This is a genomic window from Streptomyces viridosporus T7A, from assembly GCF_008704515.1.
Classification (GTDB): Bacteria; Actinomycetota; Actinomycetes; order Streptomycetales; family Streptomycetaceae; genus Streptomyces; species Streptomyces viridosporus.
Map to the genome: position 1 here is coordinate 2,217,636 of NZ_CP023700.1, position 25,737 is coordinate 2,243,372.

At 73.4% G+C, this 25,737-nt stretch carries 22 protein-coding genes; 8 read left to right on the top strand and 14 right to left on the bottom strand.

Translation table 11 applies throughout. The annotated features are described in order from the left end of the window. Window positions 1–35: 35 nt before the first annotated feature. The 8 genes from CP969_RS10450 to CP969_RS10485 all read right to left on the bottom strand — a co-directional run bounded on the left by CP969_RS10450 (window position 36) and on the right by CP969_RS10485 (window position 8,921). Window positions 36–1,565: a glycoside hydrolase family 43 protein gene (locus CP969_RS10450; protein WP_016826818.1), complete on the bottom strand. Its 1,530-nt coding sequence runs from the start codon at window positions 1,563–1,565 to the stop codon at window positions 36–38. After that, entirely contained in the window at window positions 1,562–2,407 is an 846-nt protein-coding gene (locus CP969_RS10455; RefSeq protein ID WP_004989703.1) for a DUF6807 domain-containing protein, read from the bottom strand. The genes CP969_RS10450 and CP969_RS10455 overlap by 4 nt, the downstream gene beginning before the upstream one ends. After that, window positions 2,404–3,591 (bottom strand): Gfo/Idh/MocA family protein, encoded by a 1,188-nt coding sequence (locus CP969_RS10460; protein WP_026085288.1) that lies wholly within the window; start codon window positions 3,589–3,591, stop codon window positions 2,404–2,406. The genes CP969_RS10455 and CP969_RS10460 overlap by 4 nt, the downstream gene beginning before the upstream one ends. A 29-nt stretch (window positions 3,592–3,620) precedes the next feature. After that, entirely contained in the window at window positions 3,621–4,517 is an 897-nt protein-coding gene (locus CP969_RS10465) for a carbohydrate ABC transporter permease (RefSeq protein ID WP_016826816.1), read from the bottom strand. Then, on the bottom strand, window positions 4,514–5,449 hold the full coding sequence (locus CP969_RS10470) for a carbohydrate ABC transporter permease (protein ID WP_004989698.1): 936 nt from the start codon (window positions 5,447–5,449) through the stop codon (window positions 4,514–4,516). Before CP969_RS10470 ends, CP969_RS10465 begins: the two co-directional genes overlap by 4 nt. Window positions 5,450–5,545: 96 nt before the next feature. Next, window positions 5,546–7,297 (bottom strand): L-arabinonate dehydratase, encoded by a 1,752-nt coding sequence (araD, locus tag CP969_RS10475; protein WP_016826815.1) that lies wholly within the window; start codon window positions 7,295–7,297, stop codon window positions 5,546–5,548. Beyond that, a complete protein-coding gene (locus CP969_RS10480; RefSeq protein ID WP_004989695.1) occupies window positions 7,294–8,202 on the bottom strand; it encodes a dihydrodipicolinate synthase family protein in 909 nt (302 codons plus the stop codon). The genes araD and CP969_RS10480 overlap by 4 nt, the downstream gene beginning before the upstream one ends. Then, window positions 8,199–8,921 (bottom strand): GntR family transcriptional regulator, encoded by a 723-nt coding sequence (locus CP969_RS10485; protein ID WP_004989693.1) that lies wholly within the window; start codon window positions 8,919–8,921, stop codon window positions 8,199–8,201. Before CP969_RS10485 ends, CP969_RS10480 begins: the two co-directional genes overlap by 4 nt. A gap of 651 nt (window positions 8,922–9,572) precedes the next feature. On the opposite strand from CP969_RS10485, the gene CP969_RS10490 reads away from it, so the two are divergent. Further along, on the top strand, window positions 9,573–10,832 hold the full coding sequence (locus CP969_RS10490; protein ID WP_051044436.1) for an MFS transporter: 1,260 nt from the start codon (window positions 9,573–9,575) through the stop codon (window positions 10,830–10,832). On the opposite strand, the gene CP969_RS10495 is transcribed toward CP969_RS10490, so the two are convergent. Both CP969_RS10495 and CP969_RS10500 read right to left on the bottom strand, forming a co-directional pair. Beyond that, a complete protein-coding gene (locus tag CP969_RS10495) occupies window positions 10,769–11,932 on the bottom strand; it encodes a hypothetical protein (protein WP_016826812.1) in 1,164 nt (387 codons plus the stop codon). The two genes, CP969_RS10490 and CP969_RS10495, sit on opposite strands and share 64 nt — an antisense overlap. Then, complete coding sequence (locus CP969_RS10500) at window positions 11,929–12,870, bottom strand: 5-dehydro-4-deoxyglucarate dehydratase (RefSeq protein WP_004989681.1); 942 nt, start codon at window positions 12,868–12,870, stop codon at window positions 11,929–11,931. The genes CP969_RS10495 and CP969_RS10500 overlap by 4 nt, the downstream gene beginning before the upstream one ends. Before the next feature lie 252 nt (window positions 12,871–13,122). Between CP969_RS10500 and CP969_RS10505 the strand changes: the two genes are divergently transcribed. From CP969_RS10505 to CP969_RS10535, 7 genes are all read left to right on the top strand, one after another. Beyond that, on the top strand, window positions 13,123–13,932 hold the full coding sequence (locus CP969_RS10505; protein ID WP_016826810.1) for an NAD-dependent epimerase/dehydratase family protein: 810 nt from the start codon (window positions 13,123–13,125) through the stop codon (window positions 13,930–13,932). A 311-nt stretch (window positions 13,933–14,243) separates the two neighbouring features. Continuing rightward, the gene (locus tag CP969_RS10510) at window positions 14,244–15,014 is read left to right on the top strand and encodes a DeoR/GlpR family DNA-binding transcription regulator (protein WP_016826809.1); all 771 of its coding nucleotides are present in this window, start codon (window positions 14,244–14,246) and stop codon (window positions 15,012–15,014) included. A 109-nt stretch (window positions 15,015–15,123) separates the two neighbouring features. Beyond that, on the top strand, window positions 15,124–16,494 hold the full coding sequence (locus CP969_RS10515; protein WP_026085285.1) for an ABC transporter substrate-binding protein: 1,371 nt from the start codon (window positions 15,124–15,126) through the stop codon (window positions 16,492–16,494). Next, window positions 16,491–17,435 (top strand): carbohydrate ABC transporter permease, encoded by a 945-nt coding sequence (locus CP969_RS10520; protein WP_016826807.1) that lies wholly within the window; start codon window positions 16,491–16,493, stop codon window positions 17,433–17,435. The genes CP969_RS10515 and CP969_RS10520 overlap by 4 nt, the downstream gene beginning before the upstream one ends. Further along, complete coding sequence (locus CP969_RS10525; RefSeq protein WP_016826806.1) at window positions 17,435–18,295, top strand: carbohydrate ABC transporter permease; 861 nt, start codon at window positions 17,435–17,437, stop codon at window positions 18,293–18,295. Before CP969_RS10520 ends, CP969_RS10525 begins: the two co-directional genes overlap by 1 nt. After that, window positions 18,292–19,281 (top strand): zinc-dependent alcohol dehydrogenase family protein, encoded by a 990-nt coding sequence (locus tag CP969_RS10530; protein ID WP_004989668.1) that lies wholly within the window; start codon window positions 18,292–18,294, stop codon window positions 19,279–19,281. The genes CP969_RS10525 and CP969_RS10530 overlap by 4 nt, the downstream gene beginning before the upstream one ends. 137 nt (window positions 19,282–19,418) lie before the next feature. Further along, window positions 19,419–20,615 carry a TerD family protein gene (locus CP969_RS10535; RefSeq protein ID WP_016826805.1) on the top strand — a complete coding sequence of 399 codons (1,197 nt, stop codon included), beginning with the start codon at window positions 19,419–19,421 and terminating at the stop codon, window positions 20,613–20,615. 103 nt (window positions 20,616–20,718) lie between these two features. Here CP969_RS10535 and CP969_RS10540 read toward each other — a convergent pair whose 3' ends face one another. The 4 genes from CP969_RS10540 to CP969_RS10555 form a co-directional block, all read right to left on the bottom strand. Next, complete coding sequence (locus CP969_RS10540) at window positions 20,719–21,735, bottom strand: 1-aminocyclopropane-1-carboxylate deaminase (protein WP_016826804.1); 1,017 nt, start codon at window positions 21,733–21,735, stop codon at window positions 20,719–20,721. 29 nt (window positions 21,736–21,764) lie between these two features. Further along, a complete protein-coding gene (locus CP969_RS10545; protein ID WP_026085284.1) occupies window positions 21,765–22,412 on the bottom strand; it encodes a GntR family transcriptional regulator in 648 nt (215 codons plus the stop codon). Between the two features lie 90 nt (window positions 22,413–22,502). Continuing rightward, entirely contained in the window at window positions 22,503–23,960 is a 1,458-nt protein-coding gene (locus CP969_RS10550; protein ID WP_016826802.1) for an alkaline phosphatase PhoX, read from the bottom strand. 201 nt (window positions 23,961–24,161) lie between these two features. Then, window positions 24,162–25,598, bottom strand: coding sequence for a hypothetical protein (locus tag CP969_RS10555; protein WP_016826801.1), 1,437 nt, complete (start codon window positions 25,596–25,598; stop codon window positions 24,162–24,164). Between the last annotated feature and the right edge of the window lie 139 nt (window positions 25,599–25,737).

Consider the following 25,737-nt stretch of genomic DNA (forward strand, 5'->3'; position numbering starts at 1 on the left):
GGCGTTGTGGGGGGACGGTCGTCGTCCGGCGGCGCTCAGCCGTGGGACGAGGCGCTGATCCTGAACTGGGTGAACACGGCCGCGCCGGCGTGCCCCTGACCGGCGGGCGCGAGGGCGACCAGGCCGAGCAGGGCACCGACCCAGCGCCAGGGGGTGGCGGCGAAGACCTGACCGGAGGGACGGAAACCGTCCCCGGTGTCGTACGAGAAGCGGCAGCGCGCCCCGGCCCCGATCTCGACGCGCAACCGGGCCCGGCCCTCGGGGGCGGGCCGCGGGTGATCGGCGTCCCGCTCCTGCCCCGCGGCCGCCTCGGCGAACCGGTGCACCAGGTGCGCGGTGCCGTCCGGGCCCCGCTGGAGCCCGATCCAGCGGTACGCGTCCCCGAGGACCGCGAGGCCGGCCCGCGCGCCGGGCTCCCCGCTGTCGAGCCGCAGCTCCACCTCGACGGTGCACGGGGTACCGGGCAGCCGCTGGGTGAGGACGTGGGGCAGCGTGCGCAGGTCGTGCGCGTCGGCGGAACGGACACAGGTCAGCCGCAGTCCGTCGGCGGAGTGCTGGGTGGTCCAGCCCTCCCTGGGATTGGCGGTCCACTGCCACTGGCGGCCGTGGCGTCCGCCGGGGAAGTCGTCGTCGGTGGCGGGCGCGGCGGGCGGCTGCGGCGGCAGGTCCGGGCGGCGGTGCTCGGCGACGGGGGCGCCGTCGTCCCCGATCACCGGCCAGCCCCCGGGGCCCCAGCGCATCGGCTGGAGGTGGACCACCCTGCCGTACGCCCCGCGCTGCTGGAAGTGCAGGAACCAGTCCTCGCCGGACGGGGTGCGCACCCAGCCGCCCTGGTGGGGTCCGTTGACGTCGGTGTCCTTCTGCTCCAGGACGACCTTCTCCTCGTACGGCCCGAAGAACTCCCGTGAACGGAAGGCGCCCTGCCAGCCGGTCTCCACTCCCCCGGCGGGCGCCAGGATCCAGAACCAGCCGTCGTGCCGGTAGAGCTTGGGCCCCTCCAGGGTGAACCAGCCGGGGATGCGGTCGGCGTCGACGATCACCTTGCCCTCGTCGAGGAGTTCGGTGCCGTGGGGGTGCATCCGGTGGCCGGTGAGGCGGTTCTTGACGCCGGCGCGGGACTTCGCCCAGGCGTGCACGAGGTAGGCCTCGCCGGTCTCCTCGTCCCACAGGGGGCACGGGTCGATCAGGCCCTTGCCGGCCTTCACCAGGTGCGGGCGGGTCCAGGGTCCGCGGATCCCGGGGGCGTTGACCTGGAAGACGCCCCGGTCGGGGTCGCCCCAGAAGATCCAGAACCGGTCGTCGTGGTGGCGCAGCGACGGTGCCCAGACCCCGCAGTCGTGCCGGGGCTCCGCGAACTCAGCCTCGGGTTCGAGGCGTTCGAGGGCATGCCCGACGAGGGTCCAGTTGACCAGGTCGCGGGAGTGCAGCAGCGGCAGTCCGGGGGCGCGGCCGAAGCTGGAGGCGGTCAGGTAGAAGTCGTCGCCGACGCGGATCACGTCCGGGTCGGACCAGTCGGCGTTCAGGACCGGGTTGCGGTAGGTGGGGTCCGTCCGCCCGGCGGTCATGGTCCCACCGCCTTGCGGACCAGGGCCGCCGCCTCGTCCCGGCCGAGGCGGCCGTCGGCGACGACGGTGACGATCCGGCGGACCACCGTCCCGCCGGGCGGGACCGGCAGCCGTGCGTCGTGGGCGAGGGAGGAGCCGACGCCCGGGTACTCGGCGGTGCGCACGAACCAGGGGTCGCGCCGGGTCGGTTCGGTGGCCCCGGCGAAGACCAGCGTCCAGGTGGAGCCGGCCAGGGCGAGCCAGTCCGCGCGGCGGCCGTGGACCGCCTCCTCGCCCTCCGCGCCGGCGGTGAAGACGTCCGGTGCCGCCTCCTCCTTGCGGGCCCGCCAGAAGAAGCCGCCGTAGGCGGCGCCGGGGCGGCCGTTGGTGGCGGGGCTGCCGAGGGAGAGCGGGGCGGCGGTGACGTTGGTGAGGGAGAAGGTGAGGTCCAGCGCCCAGGCGCGGTCCGTGAGTGCGGTGGCCGCGACCGTGCGGCGCTCGCGCAGCAGCTCGCCCGGTGCGGCGACCCAGCGCAGCTCCTGGACGAAGCCGTCGGGGTCGCGCAGCTGGAAGGCGGTGTGCCGCTGGGAGCCGTGGTTGTCCAGCTCGGTCGGGCCGCGGTCGCGGACGAAGGTGCGCCCGCCCCAGAAGTTGTGCCCCTCGACGTCGGGAACGGCGACACCGACGCCGAGGTGGTGTGCGTGGTCGGCGGGGCTCAGCTCGGTGACCGCCGTGCCGGCCAGGGTGGTGACGGGATGCAGGTACGGGCGCGGGGAGAGCCGGGCCGGCAGCTCGGGCCGGACGACGTACCGGCCGACCGGCCGGCCCGCGACGCGCAGGACCGTGGAGTCGTTGCCGCTCAACGGGTGCTCACCTCTTTCGGCAGGTGCTCGGCGGGCCGCGCCCAGGGGGCGCCCAGCTCGGAGTAGAGGGACAGGGTGTCGGCGGCGGCCGCGACGAGTCCGTCGACGCCGGGCACGACCCGGCGGTTCTCGCCGGGGACGCGGCGCCAGGCGCCGGCGGGCAGCGGGGCCGGGTCGGGGGCCCGCCGGATCGCCTCGACGACCTTCATGAAGGCGCCCGTCCGGTCGGGGGTGACCAGCAGGGGGGTGCCGTCGGTGAGGTGGGCGACGAGGTTCTCCAGCAGGTCGGTGCGGCCGTACTCGAACTCCTCCGGGCCGTGGTCCGCGCGCTGGAGCAGCACGCGGTCCTGCTTGTACCAGAAGGTGATGCGGCCGCTGGTGCCGTGCACCAGGACGTACGGCTCGCCGGCCCGCTCGGCGCACAGCGTCGCGGCGACGGTGACCGGTCCGCCCCGCGCGGTGGTGACGCGGACGCAGGAGGTGTCGTCGGACTCGATGTCGTGGGCGCGCAGCAGCTCGGTCTCGATGCCGGTGACGTCCTCGGCGCGGGTGCTGCCGTCGAGCGCGAGGGCGGTGGCGACGGCGTGGGCGAGCGGGTTGGTGAGCGCGCCGTCGACCACGTCGGCGCCGTTCAGCCGCCGCCGGCCCGCCCAGGGCGCCCGCCGGAAGTAGTCCTCGTCGCGCACCCAGGCCCCGGCCCCGCCGATCCCGACGGTCCGGCCGATGGCGCCCTCGGCGACCAGTTCGCGGATCGCGGGCACGGCGTGCGAGCCCAGCGACTGGAAGCCGATCTGGCAGGCGACCCCGGCCGCGGCGATTCCGTCGGCCATCCGGCGGAACTCGGCGTACGACGGCGCCGGCGGCTTCTCCAGCAGCAGGTGCACGCCCCGCTCGGCCGCCGCCAGGGCCAGGTCGGCGTGGGTCGGGATCGGTGTGCAGACGATCGCGATCCGGGCGCCGGTGGACTCCAGCAGGGCGCCGAAGTCGGCCGACTGCTCGGGGAGTCCGCCACCGAACTCCTCCTCGGTGAGCGGGGTGAGCTCGCAGATCCCGACGAGCCGTACCAGCCCCTCGTCCTGGAGCCGGCGGATGTTCGCCACGTGCCAGCGGCCGTGGCCACGGGCGCCGGCGAGGACGACGGGCAGGGGTGCGCGGGCTCCCGTCCGGGAGGGCGTCGAAGGCATCGGGGAGGCCTCGGAGGCCGGGGACGCCGTCATCCCTTCACCGCCCCCGCGCTGAACCCGGTGATCAGCCACTTCTGGATGAAGGCGAACACGAGCACGACGGGGACGGCCGCGATGATGCCGCCCGCGGCGAGCGCGCCGAGGTCGACGCTGTCCGCGCTCATCAGGGTGTTGAGGCCGACCGGGATGGTCTGCTTCTCCTGGTTGTTGAGGAACATCAGGGCGAACAGGAAGTGGTTCCAGGAGTGGACGAAGGCGAAGGAGCCGACGGCGATCAGGCCGGGCCGCAGCAGCGGCAGGACCACTACCAGGAAGGCCCTCATCCGGTTGCACCCGTCGACCCAGGCGGCCTCTTCCAGGGAGTACGGCACGTTCTTGATGAAGTTGCTGATCAGGATCATCGACAGCGGCAGCTGGAAGACCGTCTCGGCGATGATGACGCTGCCGAGGGAGTTGATCATCTGCAGTTCGGCGAAGATCTCGAACAGCGGGACCAGCAGCAGCGCGCCGGGCACGAACTGGGAGCACAGCAGGGCCAGCATGAAGCCCCGCTTGACGCGGAAGTCGAACCGGGCGAGGGCGTAGCCGCCGGCCAGGGCGACCAGGGTCGTCATGACCAGGGTGGCGACGCCGACCAGCACGCTGTTGGAGAAGAAGGTGCCGAAGCTGCGGTCCGTCCAGACCTTCTCGAAGTGGTCGAAGGTCATCGGCCAGGGGACCAGCGAGGTCGAGCCGGCCGGGCGCAGCGCGAAGAGCAGGATCCAGTAGAACGGGACGAGGGTGAAGACCAGGTAGATGCCCAGCGGGAGGTAGATCTGCCAGCGGGGCGCCTCGTCCCAGGCCCGGTGCCTCTTCGCCGGGCGGGGCGGTTCGGGGGCGGTGCGCGCGGGGGCGGGGGCGGCCGGGGCGGCCTCTTTGGTGATCACTTGCTTTCGCCTCCGAACTTGCTCAGCCGCAGGTAGACGATCGAGCAGAAGAGCAGGATCACGAACGCGACCGTGGTGAGGGCCGACGCGTAGCCGAAGTCGTGGGCGTCGACGGAGGTGTTGGCGATGTACAGCGGCAGCGTCGTGGTCTCGCCCGCGGGTCCGCCGCCGGTCAGCGTGTAGAGCAGGTCGACGTTGTTGAACTCCCACACCGCGCGCAGCAGCGTGGACAGGATGATGGCGTCCTTCAGGTGCGGCAGCGTGATGTGCCAGAACTGCTTGATGCGGCTGGCCCCGTCGACCTCGGCGGCCTCGTAGAGGTCCTTGGAGACGGACTGGAGGTCGGCGAGGATGAGGATCGCGAAGAAGGGCACGCCGCGCCACAGGTCGGCGACGACCGCCGCCGGGAAGACGGTGGAGGTGTCCGACAGCCAGCTGACGCCGTAGTCGCCGATGCCCAGGTCCGCGAGGTAGCGGGTGATGCCGGTCTGGGAGTTGTAGAGCAGCACCCAGATCGCGGAGGTCAGCACGCCGGAGACGGCCCACGGGGAGAAGACCAGGGCGCGGCCGAGGCCCCGCCCGACGAAGGTCTGGTTGACGATGAGGGCCAGCGCGAGCCCGAACAGCAGCTGGAGGCCGACCTCGACGAAGACCCACTTGGCGCTGAAGACCAGCGTGTCCCAGAACAGCGGGTCCTCGGTGAAGATGTGGACGAAATTGTCGAAGCCCGCGTAGCCGTTCCGCCACGGCTTGGTGGGGTTGTACTCCTGCAGGCTGTAGTAGAAGACGCTGAGGACCGGGTACGCGATGAAACCCAGCATGAGCAGGGCGGCCGGCGCGATCAGCAGATAGGGAAGCCTGCGGGGCGTGGCGGAGGCACGGCGCCGCCGGGGTGGCTCGGGCGGTTTCGCCACGGCTGCGGCTTGGGCCATGACTGTTCTCCGTTTCTCGGTACGTCGTGCTGTGTCGTGCGTGAGCGGGTGAAGCGCTTTCTTCGTAGGTGTGCGGGGGCCGGTCCGAACGGCGGTTCAGCCCGCGTAGGGGTCCCGCACCTCGCCCGGCCGGGCGAGGAACTCGAAGTCGCAGCCGGTGTCGGCCTGGGTGATCTGGTCGTGGTAGAGCGCGCCGTAGCCGCGCTCGTACGGCACGGGCGGCGGCGTCCACTGCGCCCTGCGCCGCTCCAGCTCCTCGTCGTCGACGTCGAGCCGAAGGGTCCGGTTCTCCACGTCGAGGGTGATCGGGTCCCCGGTGCGCACCAGGGCCAGCGGTCCGCCGACGTACGACTCGGGGGCCACGTGCAGCACGCACGCGCCGTAGCTCGTCCCGCTCATGCGGGCGTCGGAGATCCGCACCATGTCCCGCACGCCCTGCTTGAGCAGGTGGTCGGGCAGCGGCAGCATCCCGTACTCGGGCATGCCCGGGCCGCCCTTGGGGCCGGCGCCCCGCAGCACCAGCACGTGGTCGGCGGTGATGTCCAGCGCCGGGTCGTTGATGGTCCGCTGCATCTCCTTGTAGTCGTCGAAGACGACGGCGGGACCGGTGTGCTTCAGCAGGTGCGGTTCGGCGGCGATGTGCTTGATGACGGCGCCGTCCGGGCAGAGGTTGCCGCGCAGCACGGCCACCCCGCCCTCGGGGGCGACCGGGTTGTCGCGGGGCCGGATGACGTCGTCGTCGTGCACCCGCGCGCCGGCGATCTGCTCGCGCAGGGTGTCGTGGCAGACGGTGGGCCGCTCCAGGTGGAGCAGGTCCGGGATCCGGGAGAGGAACCCGGGCAGCCCGCCGGCGAAGTGGAAGTCCTCCATCAGGTACGTCCGGCCGCCGGGCCGTACGTTGGCGAGCACCGGGACGGTGCGGGCGATGCGGTCGAAGTCGTCGAGGGTGAGCCGCACGCCCGCGCGGCCGGCCATGGCGATCAGGTGGATCACCGCGTTGGTGGAGCCGCCGAGCCCCAGGACGGTCGTCACCGCGTCCTCGAACGCCTCCGCGGTGAGGATGTCGCTCGGCTTCCGGTCCTGGTGGACCAGGTCGACGATCGTCATGCCCGCCCGCGCGGCCATCCGGTCGTGACCGGAGTCGACGGCCGGGATGCTGGACGCGCCCGGGACCGTGACGCCGAGGACCTCGGCGGCGGCGGTCAGGGTGGACGCCGTCCCCATCGTCATGCAGTGCCCGGGCGAGCGGGCCAGGCCGCTCTCCAGTTCCTGCATCTCGCAGTCGCCGATGACGCCGGCCCGCCGGTCGTCCCAGTACTTCCACATGTCGGTGCCGGAACCGAGGGTCTCCCCGCGCCAGTGGCCGGGGAGCATGGGTCCGGCGGGCACGAAGACGGCGGGCAGGTCGGCGCTGGCGGCGCCCATCAGCAGGGCGGGCGTGGACTTGTCGCAGCCGCCCATCAGCACGGCCCCGTCGACCGGGTAGGACCGCAGCAGCTCCTCGGTCTCCAGCGCGAGGAGGTTGCGGTAGAGCATGGGGGTCGGCTTCTGGAAGGTCTCGCTGAGGGTGGAGACCGGGAACTCCAGCGGGAAGCCGCCCGCCTGCCACACCCCGCGCTTCACGGCCTGCGCGCGGTCCCGCAGGTGGACGTGGCAGGGGTTGATGTCGGACCAGGTGTTGAGGATCGCGATGACGGGCTTGCCCAGGTGCTCCTCGGGCAGGTAGCCGAGCTGGCGGGTGCGGGCGCGGTGGCTGAAGGAGCGCAGGCCCGACGCGACGCCGCTGCCGTACCACTGGTGGCTGCGCAGTTCCTCGGGCCGCTTGCGCCGCGGGTCGGGGGCGCTCATGCGGACCATCCGGCGGCGATGGCGGCGACCTCGGCGCGCTCGCTCTCGGGCAGGGGCTTGCTCGGCGGGCGGACCTCGCGGCGGCACAGGCCGAGGGAGGCGAGGGCCTCCTTGACGACGGTGACGTTGTTGGCGGAGCCGTTGGCGGCGCGCAGTTCCTCGAAGCGGCGGATCTGCTCCCACACCTTCATGGCGGCCGGGTGGTCGCCGGAGCGCAGCGCCTCGATCATGTTCAGCGAGACGGACGGGGCGACGTTGACCAGCCCGGAGGTGAAGCCGGTGGCGCCCGCCGAGAAGTAGGAGGGCGCGTACGGCTCGGCGAGGCCGGCCACCCACACGAACCGGTCGAGGCCCGCGTCCCGGGCGAAGGCGGCGAACCTCGCCGCGTCCGGCACGGCGTACTTCACCCCGATCACGTTGGGGCAGGCGTCGCCGAGTTCGGCCAGGCGGGCACCGGCGAGCCGCTCGTTGCGGATGTACGGGACGACGCCCAGCTCGGGCACGGCCTCGGCGACGGCGCGGTGGTAGTCGACCCAGCCGCCCTGGGAGACGTAGGGGTGGACGGGCTGGTGCACCATCACCATCCGCGCGCCGAGCTCCCGGGCGTGCCGTGCGGAGGCGACGGCGGTGGGCACGTCGTGGCCCACGCCGACCAGGACCGCCGAGCCGTCGCCGGCCTCCTCGACGGTCAACTCGGCGACCAGGCGGCGCTCTTCGGGGGTCAGGGCGTAGAACTCGCCGGTGTTGCCGTTGGGGGTGAGGGTCGTGATGCCGCCGTCGAGGAGACGCCGCAGCAGGGCCCGGTAGGTGCCGGGGTCGACGGAGCCGTCCTCGGCGAACGGGGTCACCGGGATCGCCACCACGTCGGCCAGGGCCGCCCGCTGGGTCTCGAACGTCCTTGTCATGCCTGACCGTCCTCTTTCCGGGCGCCCCGGGTTTCCGGAGCGTCCTGGGCTTCCGGGGCGTCCTGGGTCTCCGGGGTGTCGAACCCCGCTTCGGGGAACGCCCGTCGTACGAACGACGCGATGTGCGCGTGCAGGGCGCGCGCCGCGCCGTCGGCGTCCCCGCCGAGGGCGAGCCGCAGGATCTCGCGGTGCTCGCCGGCCTCCCGCTCCCAGGAGGGGTCGGCGGCCCAGGCGACGGCGGAGACGAGGGCGGCCTGGTCGCGGACCTCGTCGAGCATCCGGCCGAGCAGCGGGTTGCCGCACGGCAGGTAGAGGGCGCGGTGGAACTCGCGGTTGGCGAGCGACCGTTCGGCCGTGTCGGTGGCCTCGTCGGCCCGGGTCAGCGCGGAGCGGGCGGCGTCGAGGGAGGCGCCGCGCCGCACGGCGCGCTTGAGGGCCTCGGGTTCGAGGAGCAGGCGCACGTCGTAGACCTCGCGCGCCATGTCCGCGTCGACCATGCGCACCGTGACGCCCTTGTACTGGCTCATCACCACCAGACCGGTGCCGGCCAGGGTCTTGAGCGCCTCGCGCACCGGGGTCTTGGACACCCCGAACTGTGCGGCGAGGTCGGTCTCGACCAGGGCCTGGCCCGGCGTCAGCCGGCCGGTGAGGATGCGGCGTTTGATCTCCTCCAGCACGTACTGCGTGCGGGAGGGGATCGGGGTGGGCACAGAGGTCATGCGCGCCTCTCGGATCTCGCGTATCGGATCTCGCGTATCGCGTCTCATATATGACGTACGAAGTACGACGCGGATGACCGTAGAAGCGGCCCCGTGTTTCGTCAATGCTTCTGACAAAGGAACGTGCGGTTGCCGCCCGGCCGTTGGGCGCGCGGTCCGCGCGGGCGGCCGGGGCGGGACCGCCGGAGGGGACGGCGGTCCGGGCGGCCGCCGGCTCGGGGCGGGCGCGGGTCGGCGGTCGGGTGCGCCCGTTCGCCGTCGCGACGCCCGCCGACGCCGGCCTCGCGGAGGAACAGGCCGCCGGGCGGACCGGACGGCCGTCGTACAGCGGCCGGACGCCGAGGGGCCCCCTCGGGAGTCGGCGTCCGGGTGCCCGAGCGACCGGTGTGCCGCCGCAACCTCGCGAACGGTCCGGACCCGGCGTCCACCCCTGCCCGGGCGCCCCCGCCGCGCGACGGACACCCGCCGCGCGGCGGACACCCGGCGCGGGGGCGGTCCGGCCGGGGTGCGGGGAGGAGACGACGGACGACGAGGCCGGTGCGGGTGGGGAAGGTGCCCGAAGGACACGCGCCCCTCCCCCGCCCGCCGCCCCCGTTCGTAGGGCATCTGCCCGATGCCCGCACCCCGGCCTCAGCCCCACGATGGCCGGGCATGGAGACGAACGGAACGAGTCGGACGGGCGGGCGGACCTGGACCGTGCTGCGCGTGGCGCGGGACCGGAACGCGGGGCTCTGCCTCGCCGGGGTGGTGGTGTCGGGCTTCGGCACCTCCGCGCTGTGGCTGGCCTGCGGTGTGTGGGTGAAGGACCTCACCGGTTCGGACGGTCTCGCGGCCCTCTGCATGCTGGCGATGTGGGCGCCGACCCCGGCCGGCCCGCTGCTGGGCGCGCTCGCCGACCGCGTCCGCCGCACGCCCCTGCTGATCGGCACGAGCCTGTTCATGGCCGGGCTCCTGCTCACCCTGCTCACCGTCGACTCGGCGCACGGTGTGGGGCTGCTGTACGCGGTGCTGTTCGTGTACGGCGCGGCCGGCGTCGTCCACGAAGCGGCCGAGTCGGCGCTGGTCGCCACCGCCGTGGACCGCTCCCTGCTCGGCGACTTCAACGGGCTGCGGACGACCCTCAACGAGGGCATGAAGCTCCTGGCCCCGCTGGCGGGGGCCGGTCTGTACGCCGCGTACGGCGGGGCGGGCGTGGTCCTCCTCGACGCGGTCACCTTCCTGCTCGCGGCGTCGGTGTACGCGCTCCTGCGGGTGCGGGAGGAGCGGCCCGGGCCGCCGTCGGGCGGCCGCCCGCGGCGGACCGCGGAGGGCGCCCGCGCTCTGTGGTCGCACCCGCTTCTGCGTCCGCTGATCCTGGCGGGCGGCGCCACGATGCTGTGCGCGGGGGTGAACGGGGCGCTGGTGTACGCCGTCGTGGACGCCCTGGGCCGCTCCCCCGCGTACGCCGGTGTGCTGTACGCGGTCCAGGGCGCGGGCTCGGTGGCCGTCGGCCTGCTCTCCGGTCCCGCCCTGCGCCGTCTGGGCGAACGGCGCTTCGCGGCGTACGGCATCGCCCTGCTGGCCGTCGCGGTGGTGCTGCGCGCGGTGCCGAACGACCCGCTGGCGTGGGTGACCGGCGCGACGATCGGGGCGGGGCTGCCCGCCGTGCTGATCGCCGCGCTGACCGCCGTGCAGCGCGAGACGCCCGGACCGCTGCTGGGCCGGGCCACCGCCACCGCCCACGCGCTGGTGTTCACACCGAACGTGCTCGGACTGGCGGTCGGCGCGGCCGTGGTCGGGCCGCTCGGCCACCGGCTGCCGCTGGCCGTCTCGGGGCTCGCGCTGGCGGCGGTGGCGGTGGCGCTGCTTCAGAGCGCGGTAAGTGCCGAGCGCACCGCCTCCAGGTCCCCGTCCGACGCCAGCCCCGCGTGATACAGCCGCAGCTCCGTCGCGCCGAGCCGGCGCGCCTCGGCCGCGTCCGCCGCGAGGGTGCCGGGGCTGCCGCCCAGGCCGGAGACCACGGTGAAGTTGGCCGCGAGGACGGCGCCCTCGCGGCCCTCCCGCGTGAACGGCGCCAGCAGGCCGGCGCCCCCGGTGCAGGGCACCACCACGCCGTCGGCCACGGAGAGGACGTGCGCGGGGTCGACGCCGGCGTTGGCGCCGCAGTGGTACGACACCGGGTCCGCGTGCAGCAGCACCTGGAAGCCCTCGGGGGCCGCCTCCCGCACCGCCCGGACCGCCGCCTCCTGGAGGGTGCGGGCCGTCTCGTCGCGCCAGGCGCGCGTGGCGTTCGCCGCCGCGGCGCCGAGGAGCTTCTCGACCCCCGGCCAGCCCCCGTCGGAGGGCGCCCCCCGCCACACCGGTTCGAGCGCGTCCCGTACGGCGGCGGCGAGTTCGTCGGCGTCCAGGCCCTGGGCCCCGTAGCCCTCGCGGCAGACCGGGCAGAAGCACAGGGACATCAGGTACTGCCCGGCGTCCCCGAGGCCGACGCCGGCGGTCTTGTCGTGGGCGTGCAGATGGGCCAGCCCGTACCAGCCGAGGGACTCCAGCTCGGTGCCGCGCGCCCCGGGCCGTACCGCCGCCTCGGCGGCGAGGTCGGTCAGGTACGCGCGGGTGGCGGGCCGGGCGATGCACGGCGCCCAGGGGTAGCGGTCCCCGTGGGCGTTGACCACCGAGGTGTCCGGATGCTCGGCGCCCAGGCGGGAGTTGTGCGCGAGGACCACCCAGGTGTGCACCTCGAGCCCCGCGTCCGCGAGCGCGGCGGCGGCCTCGCCGAAGGCGTCGCCGGGGGCCCAGTCGCCGGCCGGGTACGGGCGCAGGGCGCGGCCGGACCAGCGCCCGTCGGCCGGGTAGAGCACGGCCGCGTGCTCGGCGGTGACGATGCGGTGGCGCGGGTGACGGGGGGTCAGCGCGCGCGTGGAGTGGTAGGCGGAGGCGAGCGTCACCTGCGCCACGCCGAGCGCGGCGATCCGCGCGGGGGCCTCCGGGTCCCCGTTGACGTCCCAGGGGTAGACGAACGCCGACGCCTTCACTTGTCCTCCTCCAGAAGCGCGTGTCCCCGCTCGATCAGCCGGGCGAGCCGTGCGACGTGGTCCCCGGCCGGTTCGTGCAGCGGCGGCCGGACCTCCCCGACGTCCAGCCCGCGCAACCGTACGCCGGCCTTGACGAGGGAGACGGCGTACCCCTGGCCCCGGTCGCGCAGTTCGACGAAGGGCCGGTAGAAGCCGTCCAGCAGGCGGTGGGCGGTGGCCTCGTCGCCGGTGCGGAAGGCCGTGTGGCAGGCGAGGGCGATCTCGGGGGCGAAGCAGAACACCGCGGACGAGTAGAGGGTGATGCCGATGCCGCGGTAGGCGGGCTGGGTCAGTTCGGCGGTGGGCAGCCCGTTGAAGTAGAGGAAGTCGCCGGGCGCCTCGGTGCGTACGGCGCTGACGGTCCGCTGCATGAGGTCGAGGTCGCCGTGGCCGTCCTTGAGGCCGATGATCCCGTCCGTGCGGGCCAGTTCGACGACGGTGGCGGGGGTGAGGACGGCGTTGTCGCGCTGGTAGACGACGACGGGCAGGGAGGTGGCGGCGGCCAGCTCCCGGTAGTGCCGCAGCAGTCCCTCCTGCGCGGCCCGGACCAGGTACGGCGGCATGGCGAGCAGCCCGTCGGCCCCGGCCCGCTCGGCGAGCCGGGCGTAGCGCACCGCGAGGGCGGTGCCGTACCCGGCGCCCGCGACGACCGGGACGCGTCCCCCGGCGGCCTCGACCGCGGCGGCCACGCACCCGTCGAACTCCTCGGGCGTCAGCGCGTGGAACTCCCCGGTGCCGCAGCAGGCGAACACGGCGGCGGCCCCGGCCTCCACCCCGCGCCGCACATGGGTGCGGTAGGTGTCGAGGTCGACGGCGCCGTCGGGTCCGTACGCGGTGACCGGGAAGAACAGCGGCCCGCTGGGGATACTGAGTCGGGCGGTGAGGGGGGCTGGCGTCACGAGCTCTCCCAGGTCCATATTCTTGATTGACGTCTACATCTCTGAACGGTCCCACGCTAAGCCGCCCCCGGGACGCCGGTCAAGCACGGCAACTCGCCGCGCACCAGCGGATTCTTCCCATCCGCGGCGGGTGGCGGGACACTTGACGGGCCGCGCCCCGTCTCCCTACCGTGTCCACGCTTATGAATGCCGTGCGCCCATGTGCACGTCCGCGCCTCATGCGCACGGCCGGCGACGCAAGGAGACCCGAGGATGCCCGCTCCCCGCACCGTTCTGCTCACCGGCGCCGCCGGCGGACTCGGCACCCTGATGCGGGACCTGCTCCCGGACTACGGCTACGAGCTGCGCCTGCTCGACCTGCGGCCGGTCGAGGGCGAGCCGGACGCGCTCGTCGCCGACCTCGCCGACCGGGGGGCCGTGCGCGAGGCGGTCCGGGGGGTCGACGCGATCATCCACCTCGCGGGCATCTCCCTGGAAGCCCCCTTCGAGAAGATCCTCAGGGCGAACATCGAGGGCACCTACCACCTCTACGAGGCCGCCCGCGAGGAGGGCGTCGGGCGCATCGTCTTCGCCTCCTCCAACCACGCCGTCGGCTACACCCCGCGCCCGCGGGGCGACGACCCCCTCATCCCGGTCGACACCCCGCGCCGCCCCGACACCTTCTACGGCCTGTCCAAGTGCTTCGGCGAGGACCTCGCCCAGCTGTACTGGGACAAGCACGGCCTGGAGACCGTCTCCGTGCGCATCGGCTCCTGCTTCCCCGAGCCGACCAGCGTGCGCATGCTCTCGGTGTGGATGAGCCCCGCCGACGGCGCCCGCCTCTTCCACGCGGCCCTGACCGCCGAGAACGTCGGCCACACCGTGGTGCACGGCTCCTCCGCCAACACCCGCCTGTGGTGGGACCTCACCTCCGCGCGGGCGCTCGGCTACGAGCCGCAGGACGACTCCGAGCCGTACGCCGAGAAGCTGATCGCCGAGCAGGGCGAGCTGGACCCGGACGACCCGGCGCACGCCTGCCTGGGCGGCCACTTCGTCACCGACCCGCCGATCTGGCCGTACTGACGCGGCACCGCGCGGAGAACGGGCCGCGGGCCGCACGCCCCCGCGGCGGGAAATCGACGCTCGCACCGGCGGGCGGGCACCGAACGGGCCCGCCCGCCGCCGCATTCGGGCATCCGTGCCGCCCGTTCCCACGCCCCGGGCCGTCCCCGCGCAGGTCCGAGGCGGGCACCACCGGATCCGAACGGGCACAAGCGGGCAGGAACGAAGCCGTAACAAGCCTGGTCAGAACCCCGCACCCGCTGTAGAACATCCTGCAAGGGCCGCACCGGGCCCGAACGGGCAGCGAGATCAGGAAGCGGGTGGTCGGACCCATGGGCCACGGGACGGCCGAGGAGCGCCAGCGCGAGATCGTGCGGCTGGCGCGCGCCACCGGCTCGGTCGACGTCACCGCGCTCGCCGCCGATCTGGGCGTGGCCAAGGAGACCGTACGGCGGGATCTGCGCGCCCTGGAGGACCACGGTCTGGTGCGCCGCACCCACGGCGGCGCCTACCCGGTGGAGAGCGCCGGCTTCGAGACGACCCTGGCCTTCCGCGCCACCAGCCACGTACCCGAGAAGCGCCGGGTGGCGGTCGCCGCCGCCGGGCTGCTCGGGGACGCCGAGACGGTCTTCGTCGACGAGGGCTTCACCCCGCAGCTCATCGCCGAGGCGCTGCCCCGGGACCGGCCGCTGACCGTGGTCACCGCCTCCCTGCCGGTCGCGGGCGCCCTCGCCGAGAGCGGCACCGTCTCCGTCCTGCTGCTCGGCGGCCGGGTCCGCTCCGGCACCCTCGCCACCGTGGACCACTGGACGACGAAGATGCTCTCCGGTTTCGTCATCGACCTGGCGTTCATCGGCGCCAACGGCATCTCCCGCGAACACGGTCTGACCACGCCCGACCCGGCGGTCAGCGAGGTCAAGGCGCAGGCGGTCCGGGCCGCGCGGCGCGTGGTGCTCGCGGGCGTCCACACCAAGTTCGGGGCGGTCAGCTTCTGCCGGTTCGCCGAGATCGGCGCGCTGGAGGCGATCGTCACGAGCACCCTGCTCCCGGCCGCCGAGGCCCACCGCTACTCCCTGCTCGGACCACAGGTCGTCCGGGTCTGACGGCCGCACCGCCCGGCACCCCGAAGAACCCCACCTCCCCCACCCCGTCCCGCAAGACACCCCTGTCTCCCACAAGTCCCCCTAAGCAACGACATATCTTGGAGTACCCATGCGAACCCAGAGCCGACGCTCGCCACGGACCCTCTTCGCCGTGGCGGCGGTAGGGACGCTGCTCGCTCCGCTCGCCGCCTGTTCGGGCGCCGGTGGGTCCGGAGGGTCCGACGGCGGCGGCTCCCTCAACGTCCTGATGGTGAACAACCCGCAGATGGTGCAGCTGCAGAAGCTGACCGCCGCCCACTTCACCAAGGACACCGGCATCAAGGTGAACTTCACCGTCCTGCCGGAGAACGACGTCCGCGACAAGATCAGCCAGGACTTCGCCAACCAGGCCGGGCAGTACGACGTCGCCACCCTGAGCAACTACGAGGTCCCGATCTACGCCAAGAACGGGTGGCTGCACTCCCTGGACTCCTACGTCGAGCAGGACCCCGACTTCGACCAGGACGACATCCTCCCCCCGATGACCCGGGCGCTCACCGCGGAGGACGGCAAGCTGTACGGCGAGCCGTTCTACGGCGAGTCCTCCTTCCTGATGTACCGCAAGGACGTCCTGGAGAAGGAGGGCCTGACCATGCCGGACAAGCCCACCTGGAAGCAGGTCGCCGACCTGGCCGCCGAGGTCGACGGCGCCGAGTCCGGCATGAAGGGCATCTGCCTGCGCGGGCTGCCCGGCTGGGGCGAGGTCATGGCGCCGCTGACCACGGTGGTCAACACCTTCGGCGGCACCTGGTTCGACGAGGACTGGACGGCGCGGCTGGATTCCAAGGAGTTCAAGGAGGCCACGCGGTTCTACGTCGACCTGGTCCGCGAGCACGGCGAGGCCGGCGCCGCCCAGTCCGGCTACGCGGAGTGCCTGAACAACATGACCCAGGGCAAGACGGCCATGTGGTACGACGCCACCGCCGGAGCCGGCTCCCTGGAGGCCGACGGCTCCCCGGTCAAGGGCAGGATCGGCTACGTCCCGGCGCCGGTCGAGAAGACCGACAGCTCGGGCTGGCTCTACACCTGGGCGTGGGGCATCCAGAAGGCGTCCAAGAACACCGGGGACGCCTGGAAGTTCATCTCCTGGGCCTCCGGCAAGGACTACGAGAAGCTCGTCGGCGAGAAGGTCGGCTGGTCCGACGTGCCGGCCGGCAAGCGCGCCTCGACCTATGACATACCGCAGTACCGCGAGGAGGCCGCCGCGTTCGCGGACGTCACCCGGGACGCCATCGCGAACGCCAAGCCCGAGGACCCGGGCGTGCAGCCCCGGCCCGCGCCCGGCATCCAGTTCGTCGGCATCCCCGAGTTCACCGACCTGGGCACCAAGGTCTCCCAGGAGATCAGCTCCGCCATCGCCGGACGCCAGTCGGTGGACAGCGCGCTGAAGAAGGCCCAGAAGCTCGCCGAGGCCGTCGCCGAGAAGTACGAGGGATCATGACCCTGACGACCCCGGCCCGGGCCGCCGCCGCCTCCGGACGGCCGGCGGCCCGGCGCCCGAACCGCATGCGCGTCTGGGCCACCCGGGCGCCCCTGCTGCCGGCGCTGATCTTCATGATCGTCGTCACCCAGCTGCCCTTCGTGGCCACCCTGGTGATCTCGTTCCTCGACTGGAACGCGCTCTACCCCGACCGGCGCGGCTTCGCCGGCTTCGCCAACTACGGCGAGGTGCTGACCGACCCCGACCTGCGCGGGTCGGTGGGGACGACCATCCTGCTGACCGTCACCGTGGTGCTGGTCAGCCTGCTGCTCGGGCTGCTGCTGGCGCTGCTGCTGGACCGCCGCTTCCCCGGCCGGGGCGCCGTGCGCACCATGCTCATCGCGCCGTTCCTGCTGGTGCCGGTCGCCGCCGCGCTGATGTGGAAGCACCTGCTGTTCAACCCGGAGTACGGGCTGTTCAACGGCATCCTGCGCGCCGTCGGCGGGGACGGGGCCGCCCAGCCGGACTGGATCTCCGAGATGCCGCTGATGGCGGTGGAGGCCGCGCTGATCTGGCAGTGGACCCCGTTCATGATGCTGATCCTGCTGGCCGGGCTGCAGAGCCGCGACCCGCAACTGGTGGAGGCGGCCCGGATGGACGGGGCGAGCGACTGGCAGGTGTTCGTGCACCTCACGCTGCCGCACCTGCGCCGCTACATCGAACTCGGCGTGCTGCTCGGCTCGATCTACATCGTGCAGAACTTCGACGCGGTGTTCACCCTCACCTCCGGTGGCCTGGGCACCGCGAACCTGCCGTACACGATCTACCAGACCTTCTACCAGGCGCACGAGAACGGCCTAGCCTCCGCGGCCGGGGTCGTCGTCGTGATCGGCTCGATCGTCCTGGCGACCTTCGCGCTGCGCGTGGTGTCGTCGCTGTTCCGTGAGGAGGTGTCCCGCTGATGGCCACCACCACCGCCCCGCGGCGCAGCCGGCCGCACGGCCGGTTCCGGGGGGCCGCCCTGGGCGTCGCCGCCTGGCTGGCCGGCATCGTGTTCGTGCTGCCCGTCCTGTGGATGGTGCTGACGTCCTTCCACTCCGAGGCGGACGCGGCGACCAACCCGCCGTCCGTGGCCGCCGCGCTGACGCTGGAGGGCTACCGCGAGTTCTTCGGGCTGACCGGCGGCGCCAGCCCCTGGCCCTCGCTGATCAACTCCATGACCGCCTCGCTGGTCTCCACCCTGCTGACCCTCCTCCTCGCGCTGCCCGCCGCGTACGCGCTGTCCATCCGGCCGGTGAGGAAGTGGACCGACGTCCTGTTCTTCTTCCTGTCCACCAAGATGCTGCCCCTGGTGGCCGCGCTGCTGCCGATCTACCTGTTCGCGAAGAACACCGGCCTGCTCGACAACATCTGGGCGCTGGTCATCCTCTACACGGCCATGAACCTGCCGATCGCGGTCTGGATGATGCAGTCGTTCCTGTCCGAGGTCCCGGTCGCGATCATCGAGGCCGCCCAGCTCGACGGCGCCCGGCTGCCGACCGTGCTGGGCCGCGTGGTCGCCCCGATCGCCCTGCCCGGCATCGCGGCGACCGCCTTGATCTGCTTCATCTTCAGCTGGAACGAGCTGATGTTCGCGCGGGTCCTCACGGGCGTGGTCGCCGAGACCGCCCCCGTCTTCCTCACCACCTTCATCACCAGCCAGGGCCTGTTCCTGGCCAAGGTGTGCGCCGCGTCGCTCGTCATCTCCCTGCCGGTGCTCGCCGCGGGGTTCGCCGCCCAGGACAAACTCGTCCAGGGCCTGTCGTTGGGAGCCGTGAAATGAAGGCCGCCGTCATCGAGTCCGTGGGCAGGGTCGTCGTCGCCGAGGCCCCGGACCCGACGCCCGGGCCGCGCGAGGTCGTCGTCGAGGTCGCGGCCTGCGGGCTGTGCGGCACGGACCTGCACATCCTCCAGGGCGAGTTCGCGCCCGAGCTGCCGATCGTGCCGGGGCACGAGTTCGCGGGCGAGGTGGTCGGCGTCGGCACGCAGGTCACGGAGGTGTCGGTCGGCGACCGGGTCGCGGTGGACCCCTCCCTGTACTGCCACGAGTGCCGCTACTGCCGTATCGGCCACAACAACATGTGCGAACGCTGGGGGGCGATCGGCGTCACCACGGCCGGCGGCGCCGCGCAGTACGCGGTGGCCCCGGTGGCGAACTGCGTCAAGCTGCCCGAGCACGTCCGCACCGAGGACGCGGTGCTGATCGAGCCCCTCTCCTGCGCGGTGCGCGGCTACGACGTGCTCCAGTCGCGCCTGGGCGCCCGGGTGCTGGTCTACGGCTCCGGGACGATGGGCCTGATGATGCTGGAGCTGGCCAAGCGGACCGGCGCGGCGAGCGTGGACGTGGTGGACGTGAACCCGGCGCGCCTGGAGACGGCCCGCAAGCTGGGCGTGTCGGCCGCGGCCGCGAACGCCGACGAGCTGGACCGCCCGCAGGGCTGGGACGTCGTCGTCGACGCCACGGGCAACGCGGCGGCGATCCAGGACGGCCTGGGCCGCGTCGCCAAGGCCGGCACCTTCCTCCAGTTCGGCGTCGCCGACTACGCGACACGGGTGACGATCGACCCGTACCGCATCTACAACCAGGAGATCACCATCACCGGCTCGATGGCGGTCCTGCACAGCTTCGAACGGGCGGCGGAGCTCTTCGCGGGCGGTGTCCTGGACCCGGAGGTCTTCATCAGCGACCGCGTCCCGCTGGAGCGGTACCCCGAGGCGCTGGAGCAGTTCGCGGCGGGGGTGGGCCGGAAGATCGTGGTCGTGCCGTAGGGCCCCCCGTCCGCGCGGCCCTCGCCCTCCTCGGGGGGCGGGCGAGGCCCGCGGGGGCGGAGATCCGCGGGCCCGCCGGGCGGCACAGGGTAAGGGAACGGCAAAACACCCTCGCTCGTTCACCCGGCATGACCGCTATGACCCCTGGCTCGAACATTCCCCTCTCCGCCGCCCGCGTGACGGTGGACGTCGCCGCTCCGGTGCGGCTCGACGTATCGGGCCTGCTGCTCGCCGCCGACGGCAAGGTGCGCTCCGACGACGACTTCATCTTCTACAACCAGCCCGCCGGCCCCGGCGTGACCTACCGTTCCGGCGGCGGCACCGCCCCCGACGCCATCACGGTCGACACCGCGGCCGTGCCGTCCGGCATCGAGAAGATCGTCATCACCGCGAGCCCCGACGCCGCCGGCCAGACCTTCCAGGGCATCGAACCGACGGCCACCCTCCGCAACGCGGACGACGGCACCGTCCTGGCCACCTTCACTCCCCCGCGCCTCGGCGACGAGACCGCCCTGGTCGTGGTCGAGATCTACCTGCGCAACGGCGCCTGGAAGGCCCGCGCGGTCGGCCAGGGATACGCCGACGGCCTGGCCGGCATCGCCACCGACTTCGGCGTCACGGTCGAGGAACCGGCCGCCCCGGCCCAGCCGACCCCCGCGCCCCCGCAGCCGGTCGCCCCGCCGGCCGCTGCGGTGTCCGTCCCGCAGACGCCGCCCGCGCCCGCGGCGCCCCCGGCCCCGCCCGCCCCCGGCACCGGGAAGATCAACCTGGACAAGGGCCGGGTCAGCCTCCAGAAGAACCAGACCGTCTCCCTGATGAAGGGCGGCCGTCCGCTGCTCTCCCAGGTCAGGATGGGTCTCGGCTGGGAGCCGGCGTACCGCGGCAAGGACATCGACCTCGACGCCTCGGTCATCGCCTACGGCCCGCAGCGCAACCACATCGACAGCTGCTACTTCGGCAAGCTCCAGATCGTGGGCGGCGCGATCCGCCACTCCGGCGACAACCTCACCGGTGAGGGCGCCGGGGACGACGAGGTGATCACCGTCGACCTCGGCCGCCTCCCCCAGGAGGTCACCGGCCTGGTCTTCACGGTCAACTCCTTCTCCGGCCAGAAGTTCACCGAGGTCGCGAAGGCGTACTGCCGCCTCCTGGACGGCACCACCGGGGAGGAGCTGGTGCGCTTCGACCTCACGGGCGCCGAACCGCAGACCGGCGTGATGATGGCGAAGCTGATCCGCCAGTTCTCCGGGGAGTGGGAGATGACGGCGATGGGCGACTTCGTGAAGTCCCGCACGGTGCGGGGGATGGTGAAGCCGGCCGCCCAGGCCCTGTGACCCCTCGCGCGCACCGCCGGGCGCCCCGCCGCGGGCGCCCGGCGCCGCGGCGCCCCCGCCCGGCGCCCGCACGGCCCCGGGCCGTCCCGGCCGGGAGGAGCGCCTAGAACAGCGCGCTGTACGCGTTCAGCGCCGGCTGCCCGCCCAGATGGGCGTACAGCACGGTCGCGTCGCGGCCGATCTCCCCCCGGGACACCAGGTCGATCAGCCCGGCCATCGACTTCCCCTCGTAGACGGGGTCGGTGACCATCCCCTCGGTCCGCGCCGCGAGCCGCATCGCCTCCAGCGTCGCCCCGTCGGGAACGCCGTACGTGCCCGCGTGGTACCGCTCGTCCAACTCGACGTCTTCCTCGGTCAGTTCGGCCTCGACGCCGATGAGCCGGCCGGTGTTCCGCGCGATCCGCGCGATCTGCTCCCGGGTCCGGGCGGGCGCCGCCGACGCGTCGACGCCGATCACCCGCCGCCGCCGTCCGCCCGCCTCCTCCAGGGCGCGGAACCCGGCGACCATGCCCGCCTGGGTGGACCCGGTCACCGAGCACACGACCACGGTGTCGAAGAAGACGCCCAGCTCCCGCTCCTGCTCGGCGACCTCGTACGCCCAGCCCGCGAACCCGAGCCCGCCGAGCGGATGGTCCGAGGCGCCGGCCGGGATGGCGTACGGCTTGCCCCCCGCCTCCTCGACCTCCCGCAGCGCCTGCTCCCAGCTCTCCTTGAACCCGATCCCGAATCCGGCCCGCACCAGCCGTACGTCGGCCCCGGCGAGCCGGCTGATCAGGATGTTGCCGACCTTGTCGTAGACGGCGTCCGGCCAGTCCACCCAGCTCTCCTGCACCAGCACGCACTTCAGCCCGGCGCGGGCGGCGACGGCGGCGACCTGGCGGGTGTGGTTGGACTGCACGCCGCCGATGGAGACCAGGGTGTCGCAGCCCTGCGCGAGCGCGTCGGCGACCAGGTACTCCAGCTTGCGGGTCTTGTTCCCGCCGTAGGCCACACCGGAGTTGCAGTCCTCGCGCTTGGCCCACAGGGAGGCACCGCCGAGATGCGCGGTCAGCCGCTGGAGCGGATGCACGGGCGAGGGCCCGAAGAGCAGCGGGTAACGCTCGTGGGACGAAAGGGACATGAGTGGTCCTCCCGGTCGGTGGATCCCGGTCAGGGAATGTCGGCGAGCTCCTCCAGGCCCCGCCAGATCTCCGCCGTGACCCGGACCGCCTCGTCCGTGTCACCGGCCGCGCAGGCCGCGATCAGCCGCTCGTGCAGCCCGGCGGAGCGGCAGGCGCCGCCCTCGCCGAAGCGCCGCCGTTCCAGCCGGCGGATGAGCGGGGTGTAGCGGGCGGCGGTCGCGGCGGCCGCGCGGTTGCCGCTCACCCGCACGAGCACGTCGTGCAGTGCGTCGTCGGCGCGCAGGGCGCCGTCCACGTCGGCGGCGCGGACGGCCGCCGCGAACCGCTCGTTGGCGGTGCGCATGGCGTCCAGGTCCGCCTCCCGCAGCCGGGGCACGGCGACCCGGGTGACCAGCTCGTGCATGGCGCCGACGACGGCGGCGGCGTCCCGCACGTCGGCGGCCACGAGCGGGGTCACCCGGGTGTGGCTCTGCGGCTTGCTCTCCAGCAGCCCCTCGTCGACCAGCCGCGAGAACGCCTCGCGCACCGGCGCCCGGGACAGCCCCAGCCGCTCGGCGAGCTCGGCGTCCCGCACCACCGCCCCGGGTTCGATCTCCCCGGCCACGATGGCGTCCCGGATCGCTTCGTGGGCACGGTCCCTGAGCAGGGTCCGGCGCACGGGTCGCATGGCTTCCACAACTGACATGTTAGATGTCAGTGAAGGGCCGGACAAGACGGCGACCCGCACGGATGTGCGGGTCGCCGGGAGAGGGCCGCGAGCGTCGGGTCAGCGGCGCCGCTGGCGCTTCCACGGGCCGGTGACGGCGAGCATGATGCCCGGCTCCTGGATGTTGGCGTACAGGGTCTTCCCGTCGGGCGAGAAGGTGACGCCGGTGAATTCGCTGAACTCCGGCTCCTCCTCGGTGCCGATGTTCAGTTCGTTGCGGGCGATGGGGTACGTGCGCCCGCTGTCGGTGGCGCCGAACAGGTGCTGGGCGCCCTCGCCGTCCTCGGCGATGATCAGGCCGCCGTACGGGGAGACGGTGATGTTGTCGGGGCCGCCGAAGGCGCCCTCCCCGGCCGGGTCCGGGTCGACGCCGAGCAGGACCTTCAGGGTCAGGGTGCGGCGCCGGGGGTCGTAGAACCAGACCTGGCCGTCGTGTCGGCCGGGGCTCTCCTCACGGGCGTACGAGGAGACGATGTACGCCCCGCCGTCGCCCCACCACATGCCCTCCAGTTTGCGGGCGCGGGTGACTTCGGCGGGCCCGAACTGCTCGCGCACCGCGACGGTCCGCGCGTCGCGGTCGGGCACGTCCACCCAGTCGACGCCGTACACCGTGCCGGTCCTCGTGGCGCGGGAGAGGTCGTCGACGAACCGGCCGCCGGAGTCGTAGCACTTGGGCGCCTGGAGGACGCCCGCGTCGTCGGCGAGGGCGCGGAACCTGCCGGGGCCGTGGCGGAAGTCCTTCGGCGGGGTCCAGCGGTAGAACAGGCCGTTGGGCTCGTCGGCGTCCTCGGTGAGGTAGGCGTGGCCGCGCTTGGAGTCGATGACCACGGCCTCGTGGTCGTAGCGGCCGAAGAACTTCAGGGGCTTGGGGTCGCGGTTGGCGCGCCGGTCGGCGGGGTCGACCTCGAAGACGTAGCCGTGGTCCTTGGTCATGCCGTTCTCGCCGGCCCGGTCGGAGTTCTCCTCGCAGGTGAGCCAGGTGCCCCAGGGGGTGCTGCCGCCCGCGCAGTTGTTGGCGGTGCCGGCGATGCCGACCCATTCGGCGACGCTGCCGTCGGGGCGCACCTCGACGACGGTGCAGCCGCCGGGCGCGGCCGGGTCGTAGACGAGGCCCTCGGCGAGCGGGACGGGGAACTCCGCCTGGTCGCGCGGGCCGTCCATCTCGTGGTTGTTGACCAGGAGGGTGCTGCCGCGCGGGCCGGGGAAGGCGGCCGTGCCGTCGTGCTCGGCCGGCGTGAACTCGCCCGACTCCAGACGGGTTTTGCCGGCGTGGGTGAGGATGCGGTAGGTGAAGCCCGCGGGCAGGGCGAGGATGCCGTCCGGGTCCGGTACGAGGGGGCCGTAACCGATCCCGCCGTGCCGGTCCGCCGCGTCCCCGGACGACCCGTCCGCGCTCTCGGTGTCGACGGTCGCGAGGGCGTGGGGCGCGGAGGAGAGGGCGCCGACGCTGCCCACCAGCGCGACACCGGCACCGGCGATCGCGGAGGTTCTGGCGAAGTCCCTGCGGGTGAGCGACATGGTGTCTCCTGTGACGGTCGGCAGGCCGTGGCGGGGGGCGGAGCCCGTGCGACGCCACCCTCCCGCCCCCGCCTGAACACCGGTTGAACTCCACGGGTCACGCCGCGCCCCGCTCGTGTGAACCGCGGGGTCCGCCCGGGCCGCGGGGCCGCGCCCCTCCGGCACCCCGCCGGTGCCCGGTCGCCGCGCGCCGTCCGCGGCTCAGCCTCCGTGCTGCGACCGGGCCTTGAACGCCGCCTTCCGGGCCTCCTTGGCGATCTTCTTGTCCGGGTGCAGCCGGCCCATCGCCTCCAGCACGTCCGCCGTGGCCGGGTGGTCCACCCGCCAGGCGGTGGCGAAGAAGCCGCTGTGCCGGTGGGCCAGTCCTTCCACCAGCTCGCGCAGTTCCTCGGAGTTGCCCTCGGCCGCGAGCTGGGCGGCCACCGTGTCGATGGTCAGCCAGAAGATCATGGCCTCGGACGGGGGCGGCACGTCGGCCGCCCCGTGCTCGGTCAGCCAGACCCGTGCCAGCCCGCCGAGTTCGGCGTCGTCGAGCACCTCCCGCAGGGCCGGCTCGGCCGAGGCACCGACCAGGGACAGCGCCTGCTGGCAGCGCAGCCGCCGCAGCGGGGCGCCCTCGTCCGTCCCACGCGCCGCGGCCAGCAACTCCCGGGCGGCGGTGAGGGGTTCACGCCGGTTCAGCCAGTGCTCGGTCTCCGCGTGGGCCGCCGCCGACGGGAAGGAGGCCGTGCCGTCGAGCAGCGCGTCGGCGCCCTTGTCCGCGAGGTCCCCGACCGCCGGGGCGTCGAACCCGGCCTCCAGCAGCCGGGCGCGCAGTCCGTACAGTCCGAGCGGGGTCAGCCGCACCATGCCGTAGCGGGAGACGTCGGTGTCGTCCACCGGCGCCGCCGGCTCCTCGTCGGCGTCGCTCAGCAGCGTCTCGTCCACCGGTCGGTACTCCACGAGTCCCACCGGCTCCAGCATGCGGAACTGGTCGTCCAGCCGCATCATGGCGTCCGACACCTGCTCGAGGACCTCGTTGGTCGGTTCGGCCATGTCGTCGGGGACGAGCACGGACGCGGCCAGCGCGGGCAGCGGCACCGGCGCCCCGACGGGCCCCTCCTCACCGACGGTCAGCAGGTAGAGGTTGCCGAGCACGCCGTCGAGGAACTCCGCCTCGGCCTCGGGGTCCCAGTGCAGGGAGTCGAGGTCGAGCTCTCCGGACCCGTCCCCCGCGGCGATGGCGTCGACGAGCCCGCCCAGGTCGGGCACGCTCGCGTCGGCCAGCACCGTCTCCAGGGCGGCCAGCCACACCCCGAGCACGTCCTGCGGCGACCCCCCGGTGAGCAGCGCCAGGTCGGCGCCCGCCGCGACCGTCCCCTCCTCCTCGTCGACCACTTCGACGAGCCCGGCGTCCAGGGCGACGCGCCAGGCCGCGCCGGCGTCGGCGACGGCGTCCTCCCCGGTCAGCCCCAGCGCCTCGGCCGCCTCCGGCACCTGCTCGTCGACGAGCCCACCGCCGGCGTCGACCCTGGTCCGGGGCCCGGCCCAGCGGGCGAGCCGGACCGCGCGGGACAGCAACGGGGTGGACAGCGCGTCACGCGCCAGCTCCGCTTCGGGGTGCAGCCGCGCCGGCGGCAGGGGGGAGCTGTCTGACATCGGCCGGTTCTCCTAGGACGTCTCCAACGACTCAGCCGCTCAGCCTAGACGGATTTCCACCCATGCCGCCCGCTTCATCTGCCCTTCAGCATCCGTGCATGGCCGAAACCTTGACAAGTGACCTGGCCAGGCTGGAGAT

What these genes read in the sequence shown, in the direction of transcription:
- CP969_RS10450 (WP_016826818.1), bottom strand. Translation starts at nt 1,565, where the DNA reads ATGACCGCCGGGCGGACGGACCCCACCTACCGCAACCCGGTCCTGAAC.
- CP969_RS10460 (WP_026085288.1), bottom strand. Translation starts at nt 3,591, where the DNA reads ATGCCTTCGACGCCCTCCCGGACGGGAGCCCGCGCACCCCTGCCCGTC.
- CP969_RS10470 (WP_004989698.1), bottom strand. Translation starts at nt 5,449, where the DNA reads ATGGCCCAAGCCGCAGCCGTGGCGAAACCGCCCGAGCCACCCCGGCGG.
- araD (WP_016826815.1), bottom strand. Translation starts at nt 7,297, where the DNA reads ATGAGCGCCCCCGACCCGCGGCGCAAGCGGCCCGAGGAACTGCGCAGC.
- CP969_RS10480 (WP_004989695.1), bottom strand. Translation starts at nt 8,202, where the DNA reads ATGACAAGGACGTTCGAGACCCAGCGGGCGGCCCTGGCCGACGTGGTG.
- CP969_RS10485 (WP_004989693.1), bottom strand. Translation starts at nt 8,921, where the DNA reads ATGACCTCTGTGCCCACCCCGATCCCCTCCCGCACGCAGTACGTGCTG.
- CP969_RS10490 (WP_051044436.1), top strand. Translation starts at nt 9,573, where the DNA reads ATGGAGACGAACGGAACGAGTCGGACGGGCGGGCGGACCTGGACCGTG.
- CP969_RS10505 (WP_016826810.1), top strand. Translation starts at nt 13,123, where the DNA reads ATGCCCGCTCCCCGCACCGTTCTGCTCACCGGCGCCGCCGGCGGACTC.
- CP969_RS10510 (WP_016826809.1), top strand. Translation starts at nt 14,244, where the DNA reads ATGGGCCACGGGACGGCCGAGGAGCGCCAGCGCGAGATCGTGCGGCTG.
- CP969_RS10515 (WP_026085285.1), top strand. Translation starts at nt 15,124, where the DNA reads ATGCGAACCCAGAGCCGACGCTCGCCACGGACCCTCTTCGCCGTGGCG.
- CP969_RS10520 (WP_016826807.1), top strand. Translation starts at nt 16,491, where the DNA reads ATGACCCTGACGACCCCGGCCCGGGCCGCCGCCGCCTCCGGACGGCCG.
- CP969_RS10525 (WP_016826806.1), top strand. Translation starts at nt 17,435, where the DNA reads ATGGCCACCACCACCGCCCCGCGGCGCAGCCGGCCGCACGGCCGGTTC.
- CP969_RS10530 (WP_004989668.1), top strand. Translation starts at nt 18,292, where the DNA reads ATGAAGGCCGCCGTCATCGAGTCCGTGGGCAGGGTCGTCGTCGCCGAG.
- CP969_RS10535 (WP_016826805.1), top strand. Translation starts at nt 19,419, where the DNA reads ATGACCCCTGGCTCGAACATTCCCCTCTCCGCCGCCCGCGTGACGGTG.
- CP969_RS10540 (WP_016826804.1), bottom strand. Translation starts at nt 21,735, where the DNA reads ATGTCCCTTTCGTCCCACGAGCGTTACCCGCTGCTCTTCGGGCCCTCG.
- CP969_RS10550 (WP_016826802.1), bottom strand. Translation starts at nt 23,960, where the DNA reads ATGTCGCTCACCCGCAGGGACTTCGCCAGAACCTCCGCGATCGCCGGT.
- CP969_RS10555 (WP_016826801.1), bottom strand. Translation starts at nt 25,598, where the DNA reads ATGTCAGACAGCTCCCCCCTGCCGCCGGCGCGGCTGCACCCCGAAGCG.